The following is a 19037-nucleotide window of genomic DNA, read 5'->3' as shown; positions in this document are numbered from 1 at the left end:
TTATGCTATTTTTTTTGTTGATTTTTTGATATAAACAGGATCTTCATTGCCTTCAATCACCTCTGCGGTAATTAAAACCTCGTAACCTGCATATTCAGGAAGTTCGTACATAATGTCAATCATTCTTTCTTCCAATATTGCACGAAGACCGCGAGCACCTGTTTTTCTTTTTATGGATTTAGTCGCAATCGCTTTTAATGCCGCTTCTTCAAAATTAAGTTCGACATCATCAATGGAGAAGAGTTTTTTGTACTGTTTAATGAGAGAGTTTTTCGGTTCTGTCAAAATACGGACCATATCATCTTCACTGATCTCATTTAATGAGGCAATAATAGGCAGTCTTCCGACTAACTCCGGAATAAGACCGTAAGAGACTAAATCATCAGGTTCAACCATGTCATAAGTCATCTTTTGTTCATCTTTACTTTTTTTGTCATGACCAAAACCTAAGATGTTATCACCTTGTTTTCTTTTAAGAATTTCATCAAGACCGTCAAAAGCACCGCCACAAATAAAGAGTATGTTTGTAGTGTTGATAGTAGTAAATTCTTGGTTTGGATGTTTTCTTCCGCCTTTTGGCGGTATATTTACTTCAGCACCTTCTACTATTTTTAACAGAGCTTGCTGAACACCTTCACCCGAGACGTCTCTTGTGATAGAACGATTTTCACTCATTCGTGAGACCTTGTCTACTTCATCGATAAAGACAATTCCCTGTTGTGCTCTCTCAACATCACCGTCAGCCGCTTGAATAAGTTTAGTAAGAATATTTTCAACATCTTCACCTACATAACCCGCCTCTGTAAGACTGGTTGCATCTGCAATTGCAATCGGAACGTTTAAAACTCTGGCAATCGTTTGAGCCATAAGTGTCTTACCGCTACCTGTAGGACCGATAAGCAGAACATTTGATTTTGCTATCTCTGTATCATCATCAGCTACATTTTTAGTTTTGAAAATTCTTTTGTAGTGATTGTAAACAGCTACGCTCAGAAGTTTTCTTGCTCTTTCTTGACCGATAATATAATCACCTAAAAAGTTGTTTAATTCTTTTGGAGTCATTAGATTGTTTACCGCTTCGAGAAGTTCGTCTTCGTTTGAGATTTCACTCTCTTTTTCATCACCAAACATTATCTTGTATGCTGAAATTACACAGTTCTTACAGATATATACACCGTTACCGGCAATTAGCGGGTTTTCTTCACTCTCGCTTGCATCACAAAAACTACAGTGTCTATGAATCATAGATATCTCCTTTTAGTCATCTGACTTCTTTCTGTCAAAAGGTATTCCTCTTTTTGTTTTTAAAACAAAGTTACATAAATCGTTTACATAGTGATTTTGAGTATTTTCTAAAAGTTCACTAGCACTCTCTTTTAGCGGTTTTCCAGACTCAAAAAGCTCTCTATAAGCAGATTTGAGTTCATTTATATCTTCTCTATCAAGGTTTCTTCTAAGTCCCGTAAGATTTAGTCCTCTCAGAGATGCACGATTACCTTCAGCCATGCAAAACGGAGGTACATCCTGAGCAAGTGCAGAAGCTCCTCCGACCATTGCATAGTCACCGACATGAACAAATTGATGAATAGGCGTCATCCCTCCGATAACGGCATAATCTCCAATTTCAACGTGTCCTGCCAAAGTTGCAGCGTTTGCCAAAATACAGTGATTACCAATAATAACATCGTGACCAAGATGCACATAACCCATAAAAAGATTATGATTGCCGATGATTGTCTTTCCACCGCCGCCTTTTGTCCCGGGATTAAAGAGTGTGAACTCTCTAATCCTGTTGTTATCTCCAATGATAAGTTCAACTTCTTCACCAGCAAATTTCAAGTCCTGCGGGATAGACCCGATTACAGCATGCGAAAAAATAGTGTTATTCTTACCGATAGTCGTTTTACCGTATATACAAGAGTTCTGAGCAATCTTAGTTCCATCACCTATTGTAGCTTCGCCTGAGATATAGCAATATGCACCTATCTCAACATTTTCACCAATTACTGCGCCGTCTTCAATAATAGCCTGTGGGGAAATATTACTCATAATAGCCCTGATTACTTATCAACGATCATGGCTTTTAATTCAGCCTGGGAAACTAGGTTGTCATCAACGTAAGCTTTACCGTCTAGCATCCAGATAGAGCCTTTGTGTTTGATAACACTGATTCGATATTCGAGTCTGTCACCCGGTTTAACAGGAGCACGAAATTTAGCCTTATCGATGCTCATAAAATAAACAACCTTGTTTGCTGCTTCTTCCTCCGTCATGTCGTCCATACTTTTAAATGCTAAAATACCGCCGGCTTGAGCCATACCTTCTAAAATCATAACACCTGGGTAAATCGGGTGACCGGGAAAGTGACCTTGAAATACATTGTCACCGATAGTTACATTTTTATAACCTACCAAAGTTTCATTTTTTACAAGATCGGTAACACGATCCAAAAGTAAAAAAGGGTAGCGGTGAGGTATAATTTTTTGAATTTCCATAACGTCCATAATCATAAGAAGAAACCTTGTAAATAATTTTGGATATTTTAGCCAAAAAAAGATTATAAAATGATTAGTTTCTCTTTTGTGTCTTCATAAGTTCTTGCATCCAGAGTTATGGTCAGTTTGGAATCTGTAATATTTTCTACAACTATAATCGTAGATAATGAATAATACGCGGGTTCTATCAAGTTTCTTATCTTTAGTTCTTCATCAAAACTGGGAGGGTTGAAAATCAACTCTTTTATGTTTTTATAATTAGAGTTACATAAGGAATTAAAATACTTTAACTCTATAAATTTGACCTCTTCACGGTTAAAATAGTGAATCTTTTTATCTTCAAATTCTATGCGGCCTTCTGCTCTTTTTCGAGGTAAAGAAGAGTAAATAATGGCATATGCAGGTATAACTTCTTTTTTGCCTTTGATTAGTTTGAAGTTAAATTGTCTATAGTTTAAAAATTTCTCTTTAATGATTTTATATTCTGTATCTTTATCTTCAAGTTTCATCCTATGCTCATACATCTCTAGGCGTTCTTCTATGGATGCAGGCAGTATTGTGTTTGATATAGGCGAAAACATTTCATCCATCAGACGGTCTTGCTGCTCTCTTTGCATTGTAAGTCCGTAGAAGCATCCGCAATAGTCTTGGCGGTACAGTTTCTCTTCTTTTGTAACTCTGCTTTGGTCTTGCGTCCCGCCGTTGGCGCGGTAATCGACTGCTATAAACTCAATGCCGTACTTTTCATAAAAAGCATCTCCGCTTTTTTTTAGCTGTTCTTGAGATTTTAGAGGGCTGACCAGTAGCGTGGTCGTAATCTTGTCTTCACCTAGCTCTAACGCTTTTTTCGCACTTACTTCAAAACGTTTATCAAAACAGACTTCGCATCTGGCACCTTTTTCAGGCTCTTTTTCGAGTCCGCGTACAGCTTGCATCCAAGCTTCAAAGTCATAATCGCCTTCTAGAACTTCGATGCCGAGTTTTTTACAAGAGCGTTGTACATCCAAAAGTCTAAGTCGGTATTCTGAATATGGATGAATGTTAGGGTCGTAGAAGAAGCCTGTCAACTTTTCATCGGGAAAGTCATGTTGGAGCTTTTGTAAGAAAAAGTGGCTATCCACACTGCAGCATATGTGTACCAACATTTATATTACCTTTTGTCCGCTCCAAATTATTGGAGCGAGATTAATTGATGAGAGATTATTCTCTTGTTTCTAAGACTTTTATAGACTCAATTGCGTCTTGCATCTGAATGCTGTCAAGAACAGCAAAACTCTCAGCATCATCTTCTTCGATAGCACCAAAAACAGTGTGAACACCGTCTAAGTGCGGAGTAGCAACAAAAGTGATGAAGAACTGGCTTCCGCCTGTGTTTGGTCCGGCGTGAGCCATAGAGAGAGTCCCGCGTCTGTGAATAGAAGTATTAGTATTTGTCTCACACTTAATAGCCCAGTCAGGTCCGCCTGTTCCAGTTCCGTGCGGACAACCGCCTTGAGCCATAAAACCAGGGATTACACGGTGAAAGTTAAGGTTGTCGTAAAAACTTGTATTTGCTAAATGTGCAAAATTTGCAACTGTATTTGGAGCTTCCTCAGGGAATAGTTTTATCCAGATAACACCTTTGCTTGTTGATACTTTTGCCCATTGTAGTTTGCTTAATTCTTCAGCACTTAAGTCGTAGTCTTTTAGTTGGGGTCTTCCAAACATTATTAATCCTTGTGATTCTTTTTTGAAATTATAATGATTTATTCTTAGAGTATTAGAAAATTATGAGTTTAATTTATCTAAGTATAGTTATTACTGTATAATTGCACTCATGAAAATAAGATCACTCTTTAAAAATGTAACCATAAAACAAGCAAATATCTTCACTATATCAGTTATATTTGTATTCACTATGATTTTTGTGGGTCTTTTAGTAGAAGAGATGTATAAGGATTATGAAAGAGCGCTGGAACAAAGCTATGTGACAAGTAGCGATGTGAATTCTTCTAACGAGATGTTGGCGCAAAAGCATAAAAGATTAAAAGCTCTTTTGATAAAGACAGTCTTAGTGATAGTAACACTCTCTTTTATATTATTTGCAATTTTCTTAGGGTTGCATAATCTTTTCAATAAACTCCTTCACAGAGATACTCAGACTTTTTTAGACTTCTTTGAACAGGCTGCACATAAAGATCAGGTTATAAATCCAAAAACTATGTTTTTTAAAGATTTTAAAATAATGGTCGGATATGCAAACGAGATGGTCGCCAAGATCAACGCGCAAAAAAGCTCGCTTCAAGAGATGAACTTGGGACTAGAAGACAGAGTAAAAAACAAAACAGCTGCACTTCAACTTATCAATGAAAATCTGGAAAAAGAGAAACAGTTTTCTCAGGATCTGCTAAATTCACAAAAAGAGTTTTTAAGGTACACGGTTCACGAGACAAACACACCTCTTAGTGTCATACTTACTTCAATTGAGTTATATGTAATGAATCATCCAAAAGATAGACAGCTTTCAAAGATAGAAGCCGCTGTTAAAAATATATTTAGCATCTATGATGATTTGAGTTATCTGGTCAAAAAAGATCAAGTAGAATATCCAAAGGCCGTACTGAACTTTGAAAAATATATAGGAAGCAGAATAGACTTTTTTACCGAAGTCGCACAGCACTCCAGAGTTACTTTTGATTATACGGCAGATGCAAAGGACCTGCATATATATTTTAATGAGACAAAACTTCAACGTATTGTTGATAATACCATTACAAATGCCATTAAATATACTTTAGCCAATGAAATAGTTCATGTTAAACTAGAACAAATCGGTGCATATCTTGAGTTTTCAGTTGGTTCAAAATCAAAAATTATTAAAAATACGGATAAAGTTTTTGAAGAATACTATAGAGAAGAGGACAAAAGAGACGGTTTTGGAATCGGTCTTAGACTTGTAAGAACGATATGTGATGAAGAAGATGTTAAGATTTCGGTATCTTCAGATGATAATGAAACGGTATTTAAATACAGATTTAAGATGATGGGTGAATAATGAAAATATTGCTACTGGAAGATGAGGTGATGTTAAATGAGTCTATTTGTGAATATTTAGAATCTGACGGTCATAGAGTCGAGACTTTTTTTGACGGTTCAGAGGCTTTTGAAGCTATAAAAAACAACTTATATGATCTGCTCATCTTAGACATTAACGTTCCAGGTATAGACGGACTTAGTTTTTTAGAAAAACTTCACACACTTAAAATTCATGTACCTGCTATCTATATAAGTGCGTTAGTAGATATAGAAGATATTTCCCGTGCTTACAACCTTGGATGCTATGATTATTTGAAAAAGCCTTTTCACTTAAAAGAGTTATCTCTTCGAATAGACAGAGTGAAACTTGAAAAAGAAACACCCAGAGTGCATCTAAGACTTTCCAAAAACTATAGTTACGATCAGGAACATAGTCTTCTTCTGTTTAACAATGAACCTCAAGTCCTTACAAAGAGACAATCTCAGATTATAGATTTGCTCGCAAGAAATAGAGGTATGGTAGTTGATTTTGAGCAGTTTAGAATCTATGTATGGGACGAACAGATTATAGACAATGCGACAATTAGAGCTGAAATTAACAGATTAAAAAAGTTTTTGCAAGAAGATGTAATTATAAATGTAAGAGGTATGGGGTATATGATAGACAAGCCATAAGAGTTTAAAAATATAAACGTTACTAATCTACTCATATAAGAAAATCAAATCACTTTTTATCTAAAAAAACCTCTTTGCTACGTTCATGCTATATTCATATTTTAGTATTGGAGTGTTAAATACATTCTGAGGGAAGATATATGAAAAAGTATATAGCACTAAGTGCAATAGCAATAGGACTTTTAAGTTCAGCAAATGTTCAAGCAGCTGATGACTTAAGTTCAATGTTTAGTGAAGGTAAGGCAAGCGGACAAATCCGTGCTTTTTACATCAATCGTGATGATAATACAAAAGCGGATAATCAAATAGCAACGGCAATCGGTGGGCACTTAAAGTATGAAACGGCAGCTTACAAAGGTTTAAACTTTGGTGCAGCGTTTTACACTACAAATCGTATTTTACAGAGTGCTGAATCAAGTACGGCATCTATGTTAAATACGACATTATTAAAAAATGACGGTTCATCTTATTCAATCTTGGGTGAGGCTTTTGTTCAATTTAACGCTAAAAATTTAGGTACAAAGACTACTTTAAAAATCGGTCGTCAAAAGTTAAATACACCACTTGCGGGTGCTGATGATGCAAGAATGATCCCCAACTTATTTGAAGCATATGTTTTAAGTAACAACGATATCGCAAATACAACTTTAATAGCAGCACACGTTACAAAATTTGCAGCTGGTACATTCTCAAATGCTTACAACGGCGGTATAGTAGGTGCAACAGGCGGTTATACATCAGTTGTTGGAAATACTGCAAAATATCAAGGTGAGTTTACAAATATGGGTACATGGGCTGTTGGTCAAGAAACAGATGGTGTAACTGCAGTCGCTGCAATATTTAAAAACGACAACTTTAAAGTTCAATTATGGGATTACTATGCTTACGATATCTTAAATGCAGTATATGCACAAGTGGATGCTAAGTGGAAATGCCTATTAAGTGATTCTGTTAAGCCGTTTGCTTCTGTTCAATTCATTAAAGAAGATGGAATGGGATCAGTTACAGCTGTTAAAGATATTGATAGTATGTATTGGGGTGCTAAAGTTGGTGCTGGAATCGGTGGATTCAAAGCATATGTTGCATACTCTCAACAAAGTGATGCTAAAGCAGGTAAAAGTATAGAGAACTCTACTATTACACCATGGGGTGGTATGCCTGCGTTTACTCAAGGTATGGTTACTCGTCACATGTTCTTAGCTGGAACTAAAGCTACAAAAGTTGCTGCGACTTATAACTTTAAAGAACATGGAGTTAATCTATCTGCTACCGGTTACTACGCATCTTTTGATATGGACGCTAACAGTGGATACGGTACGGCTAGAACAGCTAAAGAACCTGGTTTTGACCTACAGTACTATCCTGCTGCTGTAAAAAATCTTCAGTTACGTCTTCGTGGAAATTTCCCGACAGAGTTTGGAAACAACAGAGATTGGAACGAGTACAGATTTATAGCTAACTATAACTTCTAAAACGTCACAAATTAAAGGACTTAATATGAACAAAGATATTGTTGATAAAATCAAGGCAAACCCAGATTATCAAGAACTAGTATCTAAAAGATCTAGTTTTTCGATAAAACTGACAGTTGCTATGTTAGTAGTATATTTTACATTTATTCTAACAATAGCATTCGATCCATCAGCGTTAGGAACTCCACTCTCTTCTAACTCTGTGACAACAATTGGTATTCCTATCGGAATCGCTATTATTATTTTTGCATTTATTCTTACTGGCATCTATACAAAGCGTGCAAACGGTGAGTTTGATGATTTGGCAAATAAAATCAAACGTACGATGAAGGAAGACTAGATGAATATGAATAGAATATTTTTATTTTTAATACTTGGAACAATTGCAGTATTTGCAGGTGGTGCTATTGAGGGTGAAGTTGAGAAACAAGCTCTTAATATGTCTGCAATCGTTATGTTCTTGTTATTTGTCGGTGGTACATTAGGTATTACTTATTGGGCAGCAAAAAGAACAAAAAGTGCAAAAGATTTCTACACTGCAGGTGGTGGAATCACAGGTTTTCAAAATGGTATGGCAATTGCGGGTGACTATATGTCGGCTGCGTCATTCCTTGGAATTTCAGGTCTTGTATACTTAAAAGGTTACGATGGTCTTATCTACTCAATCGGTTTTCTAGTTGGCTGGCCGATTATTCTTTTTATGATTGCCGAGCCTTTAAGAAACTTAGGTAAATATACTTTTGCCGATGTTGCATCTTATAGATTACGTCAAACTCCTATCCGTTCATTAGCGGCATCTGGATCAATCGCGACAGTTATTCTTTACTTAATCGCTCAAATGGTTGGTTCTGGTAAACTTATTCAACTATTGTTCGGTCTTCAGTATGAAGTAGCGGTAATCCTTGTTGGTGTTCTTATGATTCTTTACGTAACATTCGGTGGTATGCTTGCTACTACATGGGTACAGATTATTAAAGCGTTCTTACTACTTTCAGGTGCGACATTTATGGCTTTAGCTGTTATGGCACACTATGACTTTAGTTTTGGTTCACTTTTTGCAGAAGCTGTTGAGATGAAGGGTATCGCTGTGATGAGTCCTGGTGGTCTTGTTTCTGATCCTGTTTCGGCGATATCGCTTGCAGTTGCTCTTATGTTTGGTACAGCCGGTCTTCCACACATTCTTATGAGATTTTTTACGGTTGCTGATGCAAAAGAAGCTCGTAAATCAGTTTTCTATGCAACAGGTTTTATCGGTTATTTCTATATTCTTACTTTCATCATCGGTTTCGGTGCTATCGTAATGGTATTTAAAAACCCACAATATTTAGATATGGCTAAACAAGCTATTAGCGGTGGTTCTCCGATTCTTGGCGGAAATAACATGGCAGCAATTCACTTATCACACGCTGTTGGTGGTGACTTCTTCCTAGGGTTTATTTCAGCTGTTGCATTTGCGACTATCTTAGCTGTTGTATCTGGTCTTACTTTAGCTGGTGCATCTGCGATTTCACATGACCTTTATGCATCTGTTATCAAAAGAGGTAAAGTTGATGGTATAAAAGAGATGAGAGTTTCTAAAATTGCTACTATTGTTTTAGGTATCGTTGCTATTATTATGGGTATTATGTTTGAGAAACAAAATATCGCGTTCGTTGTCGGTCTTGCTTTTGCAATTGCAGCATCTGCTAACTTTCCGATTCTTTTCCTTTCAATGTATTGGAAAAAACTTACAACTCGCGGTGCGGTAATAGGTGGATCTTTAGGTCTTGCGACTGCTGTTTTACTTGTTATACTTGGTCCGATTGTATGGGTTCAGATTTTAGGAAATGCAGAAGCGATTTTCCCTTATAAATATCCGGCATTATTCTCTGTAACCGTATCATTTATTGGTATTTGGTTCTTCTCAGTGACTGATAAGAGTCATGACGCTCAGGCTGAAATTGAAGCGTTTGAAGCTCAATATGTGAGAAGTCAAACTGGTATTGGAGCTGAGGGTGCATCTGAGCACTAATCTTTTTTAAGATGAGAAATTTTTTCTCATCTTGATTAAAGTCCAAAAATCTAATTTTCCTGTTGAGGGAAAGCTTATTGTTTGAGACTGCAATAAGCTTCTTTCATTTTGTAAAATAAATTAAGGAGTAACATAGTTGAGTATTCTAGATCAAAGAAAGCTTATCGAGTCCATACATCCGTTTGAACTCTTAAGTACCACCACGCTTGATAACCTGATGCAAAAAATTGATATTGCATACTACACTAAAGACACTCTTCTTATTTCTAAAAACCTCCCATCTATCGCTTTTTATATCATTATTAAAGGTTCTGTTACAGAGTTGATCGACGATGAAGTACACAATGTATATTCTTACGGTGACTGCTTTGATGCAGATGCTTTAATATACGGTAAATGTGAAGGAAAATTTGTTGTTGATGAAGATCTTATCTGCTATGAAATAAAAAAAGAGGATTTCTTAGAACTGATGCAAAATAAAAAAGTACAAAGCTACTTTTTACAAGATTTTGTAACTCGCCATCAGCATCTTAAAAATTATGATTTGCAGAGTGAATTGTCCGGATTCTTAATGGCAAAAGTCTCAGATATATTTTTACATGAAGCTTGTGTTGTTGACTATAGTGAGAGCATCTATGAAGCTCTTAAAAAACAAGAAGATTTAAAAGCAAAAGTCATTATTGTTAAAGATGGACTGAACTACTCCATTGTTACAGATACCGACTTAAGAAAGCATGTTCTTTTAGGTCCTGTTGATATCAAAGACAACATAAGTAAAATCTCTACAAAAGGTCTTATCAGTATAGATATAGACGATTTTTTATTTAATGCTCTTTTAATCATGACTCAGAGTGAGATAAAAAGAGTTGTTGTAATGAAAAATAAGCAGATTATAGGAGTACTCGAGCAATTGGATCTACTTAGTTATTTTGCAAATCATTCGCATTTGGTCTCCGTGCAAATCGATAAAGCAGTGAAAATCGATGACTTAAAAATGCTTCAGGATGATTTGAAAAATCTTATTACAACGCTTAGAGCAAAAGGTGTTAAAGTAAGGTACATAAGTAAACTTGTATCTGCGCTAAATCTTAAAGTGTATAAAAAAGTTTTTAATATGTGTGTAGATGAAAATCTACGAAATGATTGTGCTTTGATTGTTATGGGAAGTGAAGGCAGAGATGAACAAACTGTTAAATCTGACCAAGACAATGCTCTTATAGTAAGAGATGGAATTAATATTGATCTCTACAAAGAGCCTATGATGAAATTAAATTCTTACTTACTTGAACTTGGTTTTCCAGAGTGTAGCGGCAATGTAATGGTAAGCAACGAATTTTGGAGAAGAGATGTATCAGGTTATAAAAATCTGATTAATGAGTGGGCTCATAGCATGAATGATTCAGACGTGCAAAATCTTAGTATTTTTCTAGATGCCAAGTGTGTCGCAGGAGATGTGGAACTTCTTGAAGAACTAACTACTTACCTGCATCATAACTTTCACCAAAGAGATGATGTTTTAGCTCATATAGCAAAAGCCGTTTTAAACTTTGAAACACCTCTTTCTCTGTTTTCGGGCTTTGTTTTGGAAAAAGAGCATCAGAATAAACTTGACTTAAAAAAAGGGGGTGTATTTGCGCTTGTTCATGGAGTCAGGACTCTATGTTTACAATATGAAATTACTCAGACTAATACTATAGAGAGAATTAAAGAGTTAAACAACAAAGGCATTATTGACAAGAATTTTGCTACTGAGCTTATAGAGAGTTTCGATACTCTTAGTGCCATTCGCCTAAAAGCGATGTTAGAAGCAAAGACTATAGATGAAAGTAACTATATAAATCCTCAAAATCTTGAAAAGATTCAAAGAGACTTATTAAAAGATAGTTTTAAAATCATAAATAAATTTAAAAAGTTTATGAGTTTTCATTTTCATTTAAATATGGTTTCATAATGTTTTTTTCTTTTATTCAAGGTTTAAAAGCCAAATCTAACCGTCGTGGACTTAAAGAAAAGGAGTTTGAGTTTCTTTTTGAAGAGGACACCAGCGGTGAGTATGTTGTTTTTGATACGGAGACGACAGGGCTTAACCCAAAAAAGGATGAGATACTTTCTATTGGAGCTGTAAAAATAAAAGACAATAAAATAATCACTTCACAAACTTTTGAAGTTTTTATAAAAAACTCGTGCGAGATAAGCTCTAAAAGTATAGAGATTCATAAAATTCGCCCGATTGATTTAGAGAATGCTAAAACAACGGATGTAGCTATACGTGAGTTTTTAAACTTTATAGGTTCACGCCCATTAGTAGGGTATTACTTAGAGTTTGATGTAAGTATGGTAAACAAATATATAAAACCGATGTTGGGAGTGACTCTTCCAAACAAAATGATTGAAGTATCGGAGATATACTTTGATAAAACAATTTCATTAATTCCGCAAGGAAATATTGATTTACGATTTGATACAATCTTAAAAAAGTGTGGTGTTCCGGATATGGGAGCGCATAATGCTGTCAATGATGCTATTATGACAGCAATGATATATTTAAAATTAACGAAGGAAAAATAATGTCAGATAAAAAACCAGTTTTTAAACCAAATAAAGAGTTTGCAAAAAACGCAAATATTAAAAATATGTGTGAGTATCATGAACTTCAAGATAAAGCAATGGAAGATTATGAAGGTTTTTGGGGTGATTATGCAAAAGAGAAAATCGATTGGATTGAGCCGTTTACAAACGTTTTAGATGAAAGTAAAGCTCCATTTGTAAAATGGTTTGACGGTGGTAAATTAAATGTAGCCGAGCAATGTATTGACCGTCATTTAGAGAGTCGTAAAAACAAAGCTGCTATTATTTTTGAAGGTGACAGAGGTGATGTTCAGACTATCACTTATTTAGATCTATATAAAAATGTAAATAGATTTGCAAACCTTTTAAAAGAGGATTTTGGAGTTAAAAAAGGTGATAGAGTAGTTATCTATATGCCTATGATTCCTGAAGCCGCATACGCTATGCTCGCATGTGCTAGAATCGGTGCTATTCACTCTATCGTATTTGGCGGGTTCTCTTCTGAAGCACTGCGTGACAGAATCGAAGATGCTGAGGCAAAAGTGGTAATCACTGCTGATGGAGCATTCAGAAAAGAAAAACCGTATATGCTAAAACCTGTAGTAGATGCTGCACTTGAAGGTAAAACACCTGTTAAGAAAGTTTTAGTTGTTGAGAGAAACCATGAAGATGTTGAGTGGGTAGCAGGACGTGACTACTCTTACAATGAACTTATTAAAGATAAGTCTTCTGTCTGTGCGGCTGAAGTTATGGATGCCGAGGATCCACTTTTCTTGCTTTATACTTCAGGTTCAACAGGAAAACCAAAAGGTGTTCAACATAACTCGGCAGGTTATATCCTTTGGGCGCAGATGACTATGGAATGGGTATTTGACGTAAAAGAGAACGATACTTACTGGTGTACTGCCGATGTAGGTTGGATTACAGGTCATACTTATATTGTTTACGGTCCTCTTGCAATGGGTGCTACAACAGTTATGTTTGAAGGTGTTATCACATTCCCTGATGCCGGTCGTCCTTGGGCAATGGTTGAAAACCACAGAATTAATCAGTTCTATACAGCTCCTACGGCTATTCGTGTACTACATAAAATGGGTGAAGATGAACCGGCAAAATATGATATGAGTTCTCTAAAAGTTCTTGGAACAGTTGGTGAGCCTATCGATCCTCCGGCATGGAAATGGTACTATGAAGAAGTCGGTCAAAGCAAGTGTGCTATCGTTGACACATACTGGCAGACTGAGACGGGTGGACACATAGTATCTCCGCTTCCTGGTGCTACACCAATCAAACCGGCATGTGCTACTCTGCCGCTTCCTGGTATTATGGCTGAGATTTTAGATCCGGCAACAGGAGAGAGAGCGGAAGCAGGTGAGACAGGTTATATGTGTGTTACTCGTCCTTGGCCTTCACAAATCCGTGGTGTATGGGGTGATGAAGAGAGATATGTTAAGTCATATTACGGTGATGTTAAAAAAGACGGTAAACCTGTTTATTTTACAGGTGACGGTGCTGTTTATGATGAAGATGGTTATATCACTATTACAGGTCGTACCGATGATGTTATCAACGTTTCGGGTCACCGTATGGGTACAGCTGAAGTTGAAGCTGCTATCAAGAAACATCCTAATGTTGCAGAAGTTGCAGTTGTCGGTAAACCGCATCCGTTAAAAGGTGAGGGAATTTTTGCATATATCGTTCTTAAATCTGACGATGGTGTGGCTGATGAGGTTGAAGAAGTTAAAGCTATTAACAACATTATTAAAAAAGAGATAGGTAATATCGCTTTATGTGATGATATGGTATTTGCTCCTGGACTTCCAAAAACTCGTTCAGGTAAGATTATGCGTCGTATCCTTCGTGCTATTGCTAAAGGCGAAGAGATTACACAAGATACTTCAACTCTTGAAGATCCAAGTGTAGTTGAAAAAATAGCAGCTATGGTTAAGTAGGTTCTCCTACTTTTCCGCCCTTACTCTTTAAACTTTCCTTTTTAATTACCGCATTAAATACAAATGAATAATCATTCATTATTGATTAAGAATAATATAGTTATACTACTTTTTATTATATTACAAAGGTATTATTATGAAATTATCCATTCAGTTGAGATTACAGATTCTTATATTTGCAGCAATGTTTTTCATGTCCATTGCTATTGCGGCACAATTTGTAAATGAAGTGAACAAGGCTACAGATAAAAACATAGAAAATTACACAAATGAAACATATGAGGCAAAAAAGAATGAGTTGAAGATGTTTACATCTATTGTTATTAAAACGTTGAATTCCTCTTATGAAAAAAACAAAAATGTACTTTCAGATCAAGAACTTAAAAATCATCTCAAAAATATTATCAGTACGATAAGATACTCAAATGACGGATACTTTTGGATAAATAATCTTGACGCTGTTATAATTTACCATCCAATAAAGCCAGAACTAAACGGTAGAGATATGTCAAAACTCCAAGATAAAAACGGTGTGTTTTTATTTTCTGAGTTTGCAAAAGTAGCCAGTGAAAAGGGTAGCGGCTATGTTGATTATGTCTGGCCAAAACCGGGAATGGAAAAAGCAGAAGATAAAATATCTTATGTAGAACTGTTTAAACCCATGGGATGGGTTATTGGAACAGGAGCATATAAACAAGACTTGGTAGAGAGCATCAAACCAAAGATACAGAAGATAAAGGATGAAGCTTCACAAACTATTCAAACTATTATATTTAATGTGATAAGTTCAGTAATAATAATTTTGATTATATTTATGGGAAGTGTTTATTTCCTAATCAAAAACGGAATTACCCAGCATATTATAAATCTTGAAGAGGTAATGAGCAGAATCTCAAAAAATAGAGATTTGACTATTAAAATAGCTACAAACACTCCAAAAGAAATAGCTCAGATAGGGTTAGCTTTCAACTCTCTTATGGGATCACTGAACACTCTTATACATGAGGCTAGAAGCGGAGCGATTGAAAACGCATCCATTTCACAGGAACTATCTACTACATCTCATGTTGTCAGTAATAATGTACATAAGTCCGTAGATATTATCAAAGAGACGACAGAGAGTACAGCCGAGATGATAAATGAGATAATAAGAGCAATAAAGGACTCTAAATCAAGTAAAGAAGAGATACTAGAAGCAAGTAATATGCTAAACGATGCAAGAAAAGAGATAATAGATCTTACAGGCAAGGTACGAAGAAGTGCAGAGTCGGAAGTAGAATTAGCATATCAGATAGAAGCACTATCTCATGATAGCGAACAAGTAAAAGATGTACTGAGTGTAATTTCTGATATTGCAGATCAAACTAATCTTCTAGCTTTAAATGCTGCAATCGAAGCAGCACGTGCAGGCGAACACGGTCGAGGTTTTGCTGTTGTAGCTGATGAAGTCCGTAAACTTGCCGAGCGTACCCAAAAATCTTTAGCAGAGATAAATGCTACAATAAATGTTATCGTTCAGGCAACTCACTCAGCAAGTACAAGCATGAATCAAAATTCAAAACAGATGGAAGAGCTTGCTCTGGTATCGACAAATGTAGAAGATAAGATAAACACGACTACAGAGATTGTAAACAAAGCTACACTGGCAAGTGACAGAAGTGTTGAGGACTTTGAAAAAGCAGGGAAACACATGGAGTTGATATCTGATAAGGTTGATCATATAAATGATATATCTATCTCAAACGGAGAGAGTGTTCATGAGATTACGGATGCTGTTGCACATTTGACTAATATGACTCATAAATTAACCAATCAATTAGAGCTGTTTAAAACTTAATATTTGTTATACTTTCACAAATAAAACAAAAAGAGTATAAATGCAGTTATGTGTAGCACTTGACTTACCTACAAAAGAAGAGAACTTAGACCTGATAGAAAAAATAAAAGAGTACGATGTCTGGCTTAAAGTCGGACTTCGTACTTACATTAGAGATGGTGAAGAGTTTCTGCTTGCAATCAAAAAAATAAACCCCGATTTTAAAATATTTTTAGATTTGAAATTATATGACATACCAAATACTATGGCAGATGCAGCTGAGTCTATCATGGGACTTGGTGTCGATATGTTCAACGTTCATGCATCTGCAGGTAAAAGAGCTATGAGTGGCGTTATGGATAGACTAAGCTCTTACTCTTCAAGACCTATAGTTTTAGCCGTGACGGCTCTTACCTCGTTTAGTGAAGATGAGTTTGTAGAAGTTTATGAAAAGGGCATAGCATCTAAGGCTGACCAGTTTGCAAAAGATGCATATGATAGCGGGCTTGACGGTGTTGTATGTAGTGCTTTTGAGAGTGAGTCTATAAAGACAATCACATCTAAAGAGTTTATGACTCTTACTCCTGGTATCCGTCCTTTTGGAGAAGATGCAGGAGATCAGCAAAGAGTTGCAGACGTGGCTTTTGCCCAGAGTGCCATGGTTGATTTTATAGTCGTAGGCCGTCCAATCTATCAATCAAATAATCCCTCAGAAGTAGTAGCAAAGATTTTAGAAAAACTTTAATTATCTTTTTTTACTTTTCTAAGGAGGTCTTGAAACTTGGGAGAGTAGTTCTGTACTTTTATAAGCTTGTTGTTTTTGTCTATTTTATAGACTCCGTGTTCATTTATAAAAGTATCCGCTTGCAAGTCTTTTCTAGTCTCAAGATTTAAAATCCTAAAACTGAGATTGTCTAAGATGAGCGGTGATTTTCCCTTTTTTTCAAAGTAACTCAAAACCATGTGGTAACCGCCTATATACTTCTCATTTACGGTAGTTAGAAATAACTTCTTTTTATCGAATCCAAGTTTTAACAAGCTAAAGTATTTGATAATGACATAGTCTTCGCAATCTCCGTAACCTGCAATCAAAAACTCTTTTGGAGTCGCCCAATAATCCTCTTGTTTTTGCATCACATCATCATACTGTGGCAGAAGTTGATTTAGGTAGAAGTTTACTTTTGAGAGTTGTTTTTCGCGAGATAATTTTTTATAGGAGTACATGGTCTTTTGATAATCTTCCGCTCTGTTTTTTGCTATTTTTCCTGCACTCTTTTCTATGTTGAGAAAATCTTTTTTTGTGAAGTGAGGATAGAAGTCTGCAAGCAATGAGCCGACAAATAAGAAGTATATAAAGAGCTTTATAATATGTTCCTTTTGTTGCTTTTAATTATTATAATATAAACATGTTTTATTTAAGCTAACTGTTATACTAAAATGATTATAATTCCCGTCTTCAAACGGACAAGTGGGTGAGCGGCTGAAACCACATCCCTGCTAAGGATGCGTATGGGTAACTGTACCGAGAGTTCGAATCTCTCCTTGTCCACCACTTGAAGATTTTAAATCCCCAAATTTATTTAACATACAAACTTAAACTTATTAAACCGTTTCTACTCTGTTACGGCCATTATTTTTTGCTAGATAAAGCGCTTCGTCTGCATGTTTAAATAGACTACTAAAATCTAGGTTTTCACTGTACTGTGCTACTCCAAATGAAGCAGTCATATTTTTAACAATTTCAAAATCATATTCTTCTATTTTTTTACGTATTTTTTCTGCCAGGATTTCAGCATTTTTTACATCAGTGTTTGTACATATTATCATAAACTCTTCACCGCCCCAGCGCCCGAGCATATCAATTTTACGAATATTGTCTTTTATTATGTTGGAAAACTCTTTTAAAATTAAGTCACCTAAATCATGACCGTAGGTGTCATTTACAGTTTTAAAGTAGTCAATATCAAGGAGTATTATTGAAAATTTATTGTGATTACGTTTGAAGTCATCAATACAATACTGTATGAATTCTTCCGTTTTTTTTCTATTGTTTATCTGTGTTAGTTGATCTGTCGTAAATAGTTTTTCAAGCAAAGTAATATTTCTTAAAACAACAATAGATTTTTTTTCTCCCTTAACATTAAACTCTTTTACAGATACATCAAAGATATACTCAATACCGTTTTGTAGGATTAAAGCTTTATGTACTTCATTAGGGTTATCCAGAATATATTGAGTCCACTTTTTACCATCCACTACCTTGCTTAAGTAACCTTTTCTGTTGTCAAACATGTCGCAAATACAGTCATATTTAATTTTAAACTTTTCAACAGAGTCAAAACCGGTAAAAGCAAAAAATTTATCATTTGCTTTAATAAGACCTTCGCCAGTAGTCACCAATGTTATGTCCGGTGCAATGTCAAAAAGTATGTTAAGTTCAAGATTTTTATGTTCAAGTGTTTTATTTACATTGATATAAATGATGTATATGAGATAAACAAGTAATAATAGCTCTATATAAAGTGCATAATAGATATAGCGTAAGTTGTTTTGTTTTTTCTCGGCAATTTTTTGAATTTCTAAAACAGTTTGATTTGTTAATTTCCATAACTCTTCACTTTTAGAAAAAATAAAATCAATTTTATCTCTTTGAAGAGTATCTTTATTTTTATGAATATATATTTCCAGTTCATCTCTATAATGCGCTATATTTTTTATTAGAGGTACTATAGTAGGAAAATCAACGTTGCATAAATCAATAATCTCATTTATTTTATCTTCAAGATTGATATGAGTGTGATTATATGCTGTATTTGTGTTTGCATACATGAATTCTTTGGCCTCTTTTTGAATACCGCCTCGGATCTGTCCAATTTTATTAATAATCATAGCATCGTGTTTTACACTGTTTTGTATATAAGTGATTGCTAAGTATGTTAACAATACTACAAAGATATGAACAAACAATAGTATAATAATTCGCTTAGAAATTCTGTGTTTATTCATAGATGTATAATATCACAAAATTTGAAA

At 35.3% G+C, this 19037-nt stretch carries 17 protein-coding genes and 1 tRNA gene; 11 read left to right on the top strand and 7 right to left on the bottom strand.

Features of this window, described 5'->3' with window-relative positions; translation table 11 throughout:
- The 5 genes from clpX to ABYK18_RS00660 are packed head-to-tail and all read right to left on the bottom strand — an operon-like array spanning position 1 to position 4202.
- Positions 1-1245, bottom strand: a complete 1245-nt coding sequence (gene clpX, locus ABYK18_RS00680; RefSeq protein WP_373034628.1) for an ATP-dependent Clp protease ATP-binding subunit ClpX — start codon at positions 1243-1245, stop codon at positions 1-3.
- Positions 1246-1257: 12 nt separating this feature from the next.
- Positions 1258-2049, bottom strand: coding sequence for an acyl-ACP--UDP-N-acetylglucosamine O-acyltransferase (lpxA, locus tag ABYK18_RS00675; RefSeq protein WP_373034627.1), 792 nt, complete (start codon positions 2047-2049; stop codon positions 1258-1260).
- Between the two features lie 11 nt (positions 2050-2060).
- Positions 2061-2507, bottom strand: a complete 447-nt coding sequence (gene fabZ / locus ABYK18_RS00670; RefSeq protein WP_373034906.1) for a 3-hydroxyacyl-ACP dehydratase FabZ — start codon at positions 2505-2507, stop codon at positions 2061-2063.
- Between the two features lie 50 nt (positions 2508-2557).
- On the bottom strand, positions 2558-3640 hold the full coding sequence (locus ABYK18_RS00665) for an epoxyqueuosine reductase QueH (protein ID WP_373034626.1): 1083 nt from the start codon (positions 3638-3640) through the stop codon (positions 2558-2560).
- Between the two features lie 55 nt (positions 3641-3695).
- Positions 3696-4202, bottom strand: coding sequence for a peptidylprolyl isomerase (locus ABYK18_RS00660; protein WP_373034625.1), 507 nt, complete (start codon positions 4200-4202; stop codon positions 3696-3698).
- Between the two features lie 109 nt (positions 4203-4311).
- Between ABYK18_RS00660 and ABYK18_RS00655 the strand changes: the two genes are divergently transcribed.
- The 10 genes from ABYK18_RS00655 to pyrF all read left to right on the top strand — a co-directional run bounded on the left by ABYK18_RS00655 (position 4312) and on the right by pyrF (position 16749).
- Positions 4312-5529, top strand: a complete 1218-nt coding sequence (locus ABYK18_RS00655; protein WP_373034624.1) for a sensor histidine kinase — start codon at positions 4312-4314, stop codon at positions 5527-5529.
- Positions 5529-6185 (top strand): response regulator transcription factor, encoded by a 657-nt coding sequence (locus tag ABYK18_RS00650; protein ID WP_373034623.1) that lies wholly within the window; start codon positions 5529-5531, stop codon positions 6183-6185. The genes ABYK18_RS00655 and ABYK18_RS00650 overlap by 1 nt, the downstream gene beginning before the upstream one ends.
- Before the next feature lie 140 nt (positions 6186-6325).
- Positions 6326-7657, top strand: a complete 1332-nt coding sequence (locus tag ABYK18_RS00645; protein ID WP_373034622.1) for an OprD family outer membrane porin — start codon at positions 6326-6328, stop codon at positions 7655-7657.
- A 25-nt stretch (positions 7658-7682) separates the two neighbouring features.
- Positions 7683-7997, top strand: coding sequence for a DUF485 domain-containing protein (locus tag ABYK18_RS00640; protein ID WP_373034621.1), 315 nt, complete (start codon positions 7683-7685; stop codon positions 7995-7997).
- Complete coding sequence (locus tag ABYK18_RS00635; protein WP_373034620.1) at positions 7998-9668, top strand: cation acetate symporter; 1671 nt, start codon at positions 7998-8000, stop codon at positions 9666-9668.
- Between the two features lie 136 nt (positions 9669-9804).
- Positions 9805-11619 carry a putative nucleotidyltransferase substrate binding domain-containing protein gene (locus ABYK18_RS00630; RefSeq protein ID WP_373034619.1) on the top strand — a complete coding sequence of 605 codons (1815 nt, stop codon included), beginning with the start codon at positions 9805-9807 and terminating at the stop codon, positions 11617-11619.
- Positions 11619-12236, top strand: coding sequence for a 3'-5' exonuclease (locus ABYK18_RS00625; RefSeq protein WP_373034618.1), 618 nt, complete (start codon positions 11619-11621; stop codon positions 12234-12236). Before ABYK18_RS00630 ends, ABYK18_RS00625 begins: the two co-directional genes overlap by 1 nt.
- Positions 12236-14188 carry an acetate--CoA ligase gene (acs, locus tag ABYK18_RS00620; protein WP_373034617.1) on the top strand — a complete coding sequence of 651 codons (1953 nt, stop codon included), beginning with the start codon at positions 12236-12238 and terminating at the stop codon, positions 14186-14188. The genes ABYK18_RS00625 and acs overlap by 1 nt, the downstream gene beginning before the upstream one ends.
- Before the next feature lie 136 nt (positions 14189-14324).
- Positions 14325-16025 carry a methyl-accepting chemotaxis protein gene (locus ABYK18_RS00615; RefSeq protein ID WP_373034616.1) on the top strand — a complete coding sequence of 567 codons (1701 nt, stop codon included), beginning with the start codon at positions 14325-14327 and terminating at the stop codon, positions 16023-16025.
- 40 nt (positions 16026-16065) lie between these two features.
- Positions 16066-16749: an orotidine-5'-phosphate decarboxylase gene (gene pyrF / locus ABYK18_RS00610; protein WP_373034615.1), complete on the top strand. Its 684-nt coding sequence runs from the start codon at positions 16066-16068 to the stop codon at positions 16747-16749.
- On the opposite strand, the gene ABYK18_RS00605 is transcribed toward pyrF, so the two are convergent.
- A complete protein-coding gene (locus tag ABYK18_RS00605; RefSeq protein WP_373034614.1) occupies positions 16746-17333 on the bottom strand; it encodes a transglutaminase-like cysteine peptidase in 588 nt (195 codons plus the stop codon). The two genes, pyrF and ABYK18_RS00605, sit on opposite strands and share 4 nt — an antisense overlap.
- Positions 17334-17466: 133 nt before the next feature.
- Between ABYK18_RS00605 and ABYK18_RS00600 the strand changes: the two genes are divergently transcribed.
- A tRNA-Ser gene (locus ABYK18_RS00600) sits at positions 17467-17556 on the top strand.
- A gap of 50 nt (positions 17557-17606) precedes the next feature.
- Here the strand turns inward: ABYK18_RS00600 and ABYK18_RS00595 are convergent.
- Positions 17607-19010: a GGDEF domain-containing protein gene (locus ABYK18_RS00595; protein ID WP_373034613.1), complete on the bottom strand. Its 1404-nt coding sequence runs from the start codon at positions 19008-19010 to the stop codon at positions 17607-17609.
- Positions 19011-19037 lie beyond the last annotated feature (27 nt).

Origin of the sequence: Sulfurimonas sp., from assembly GCF_041563495.1 — a bacterium.
Lineage (GTDB): Bacteria > Campylobacterota > Campylobacteria > Campylobacterales > Sulfurimonadaceae > Sulfurimonas.
The sequence above is the reverse complement of the archived record's forward strand: the minus strand, read 5'-3'. Positions and strand labels throughout refer to the sequence as shown.

Bases quoted from the DNA above. Each gene is read 5' to 3' on its own strand.
- clpX (WP_373034628.1), bottom strand. From the start codon at position 1,245: ATGATTCATAGACACTGTAGTTTTTGTGATGCAAGCGAGAGTGAAGAA.
- lpxA (WP_373034627.1), bottom strand. From the start codon at position 2,049: ATGAGTAATATTTCCCCACAGGCTATTATTGAAGACGGCGCAGTAATT.
- ABYK18_RS00665 (WP_373034626.1), bottom strand. From the start codon at position 3,640: ATGTTGGTACACATATGCTGCAGTGTGGATAGCCACTTTTTCTTACAA.
- ABYK18_RS00660 (WP_373034625.1), bottom strand. From the start codon at position 4,202: ATGTTTGGAAGACCCCAACTAAAAGACTACGACTTAAGTGCTGAAGAA.
- ABYK18_RS00655 (WP_373034624.1), top strand. From the start codon at position 4,312: ATGAAAATAAGATCACTCTTTAAAAATGTAACCATAAAACAAGCAAAT.
- ABYK18_RS00650 (WP_373034623.1), top strand. From the start codon at position 5,529: ATGAAAATATTGCTACTGGAAGATGAGGTGATGTTAAATGAGTCTATT.
- ABYK18_RS00645 (WP_373034622.1), top strand. From the start codon at position 6,326: ATGAAAAAGTATATAGCACTAAGTGCAATAGCAATAGGACTTTTAAGT.
- ABYK18_RS00640 (WP_373034621.1), top strand. From the start codon at position 7,683: ATGAACAAAGATATTGTTGATAAAATCAAGGCAAACCCAGATTATCAA.
- ABYK18_RS00635 (WP_373034620.1), top strand. From the start codon at position 7,998: ATGAATATGAATAGAATATTTTTATTTTTAATACTTGGAACAATTGCA.
- ABYK18_RS00625 (WP_373034618.1), top strand. From the start codon at position 11,619: ATGTTTTTTTCTTTTATTCAAGGTTTAAAAGCCAAATCTAACCGTCGT.
- acs (WP_373034617.1), top strand. From the start codon at position 12,236: ATGTCAGATAAAAAACCAGTTTTTAAACCAAATAAAGAGTTTGCAAAA.
- ABYK18_RS00615 (WP_373034616.1), top strand. From the start codon at position 14,325: ATGAAATTATCCATTCAGTTGAGATTACAGATTCTTATATTTGCAGCA.
- pyrF (WP_373034615.1), top strand. From the start codon at position 16,066: ATGCAGTTATGTGTAGCACTTGACTTACCTACAAAAGAAGAGAACTTA.
- ABYK18_RS00595 (WP_373034613.1), bottom strand. From the start codon at position 19,010: ATGAATAAACACAGAATTTCTAAGCGAATTATTATACTATTGTTTGTT.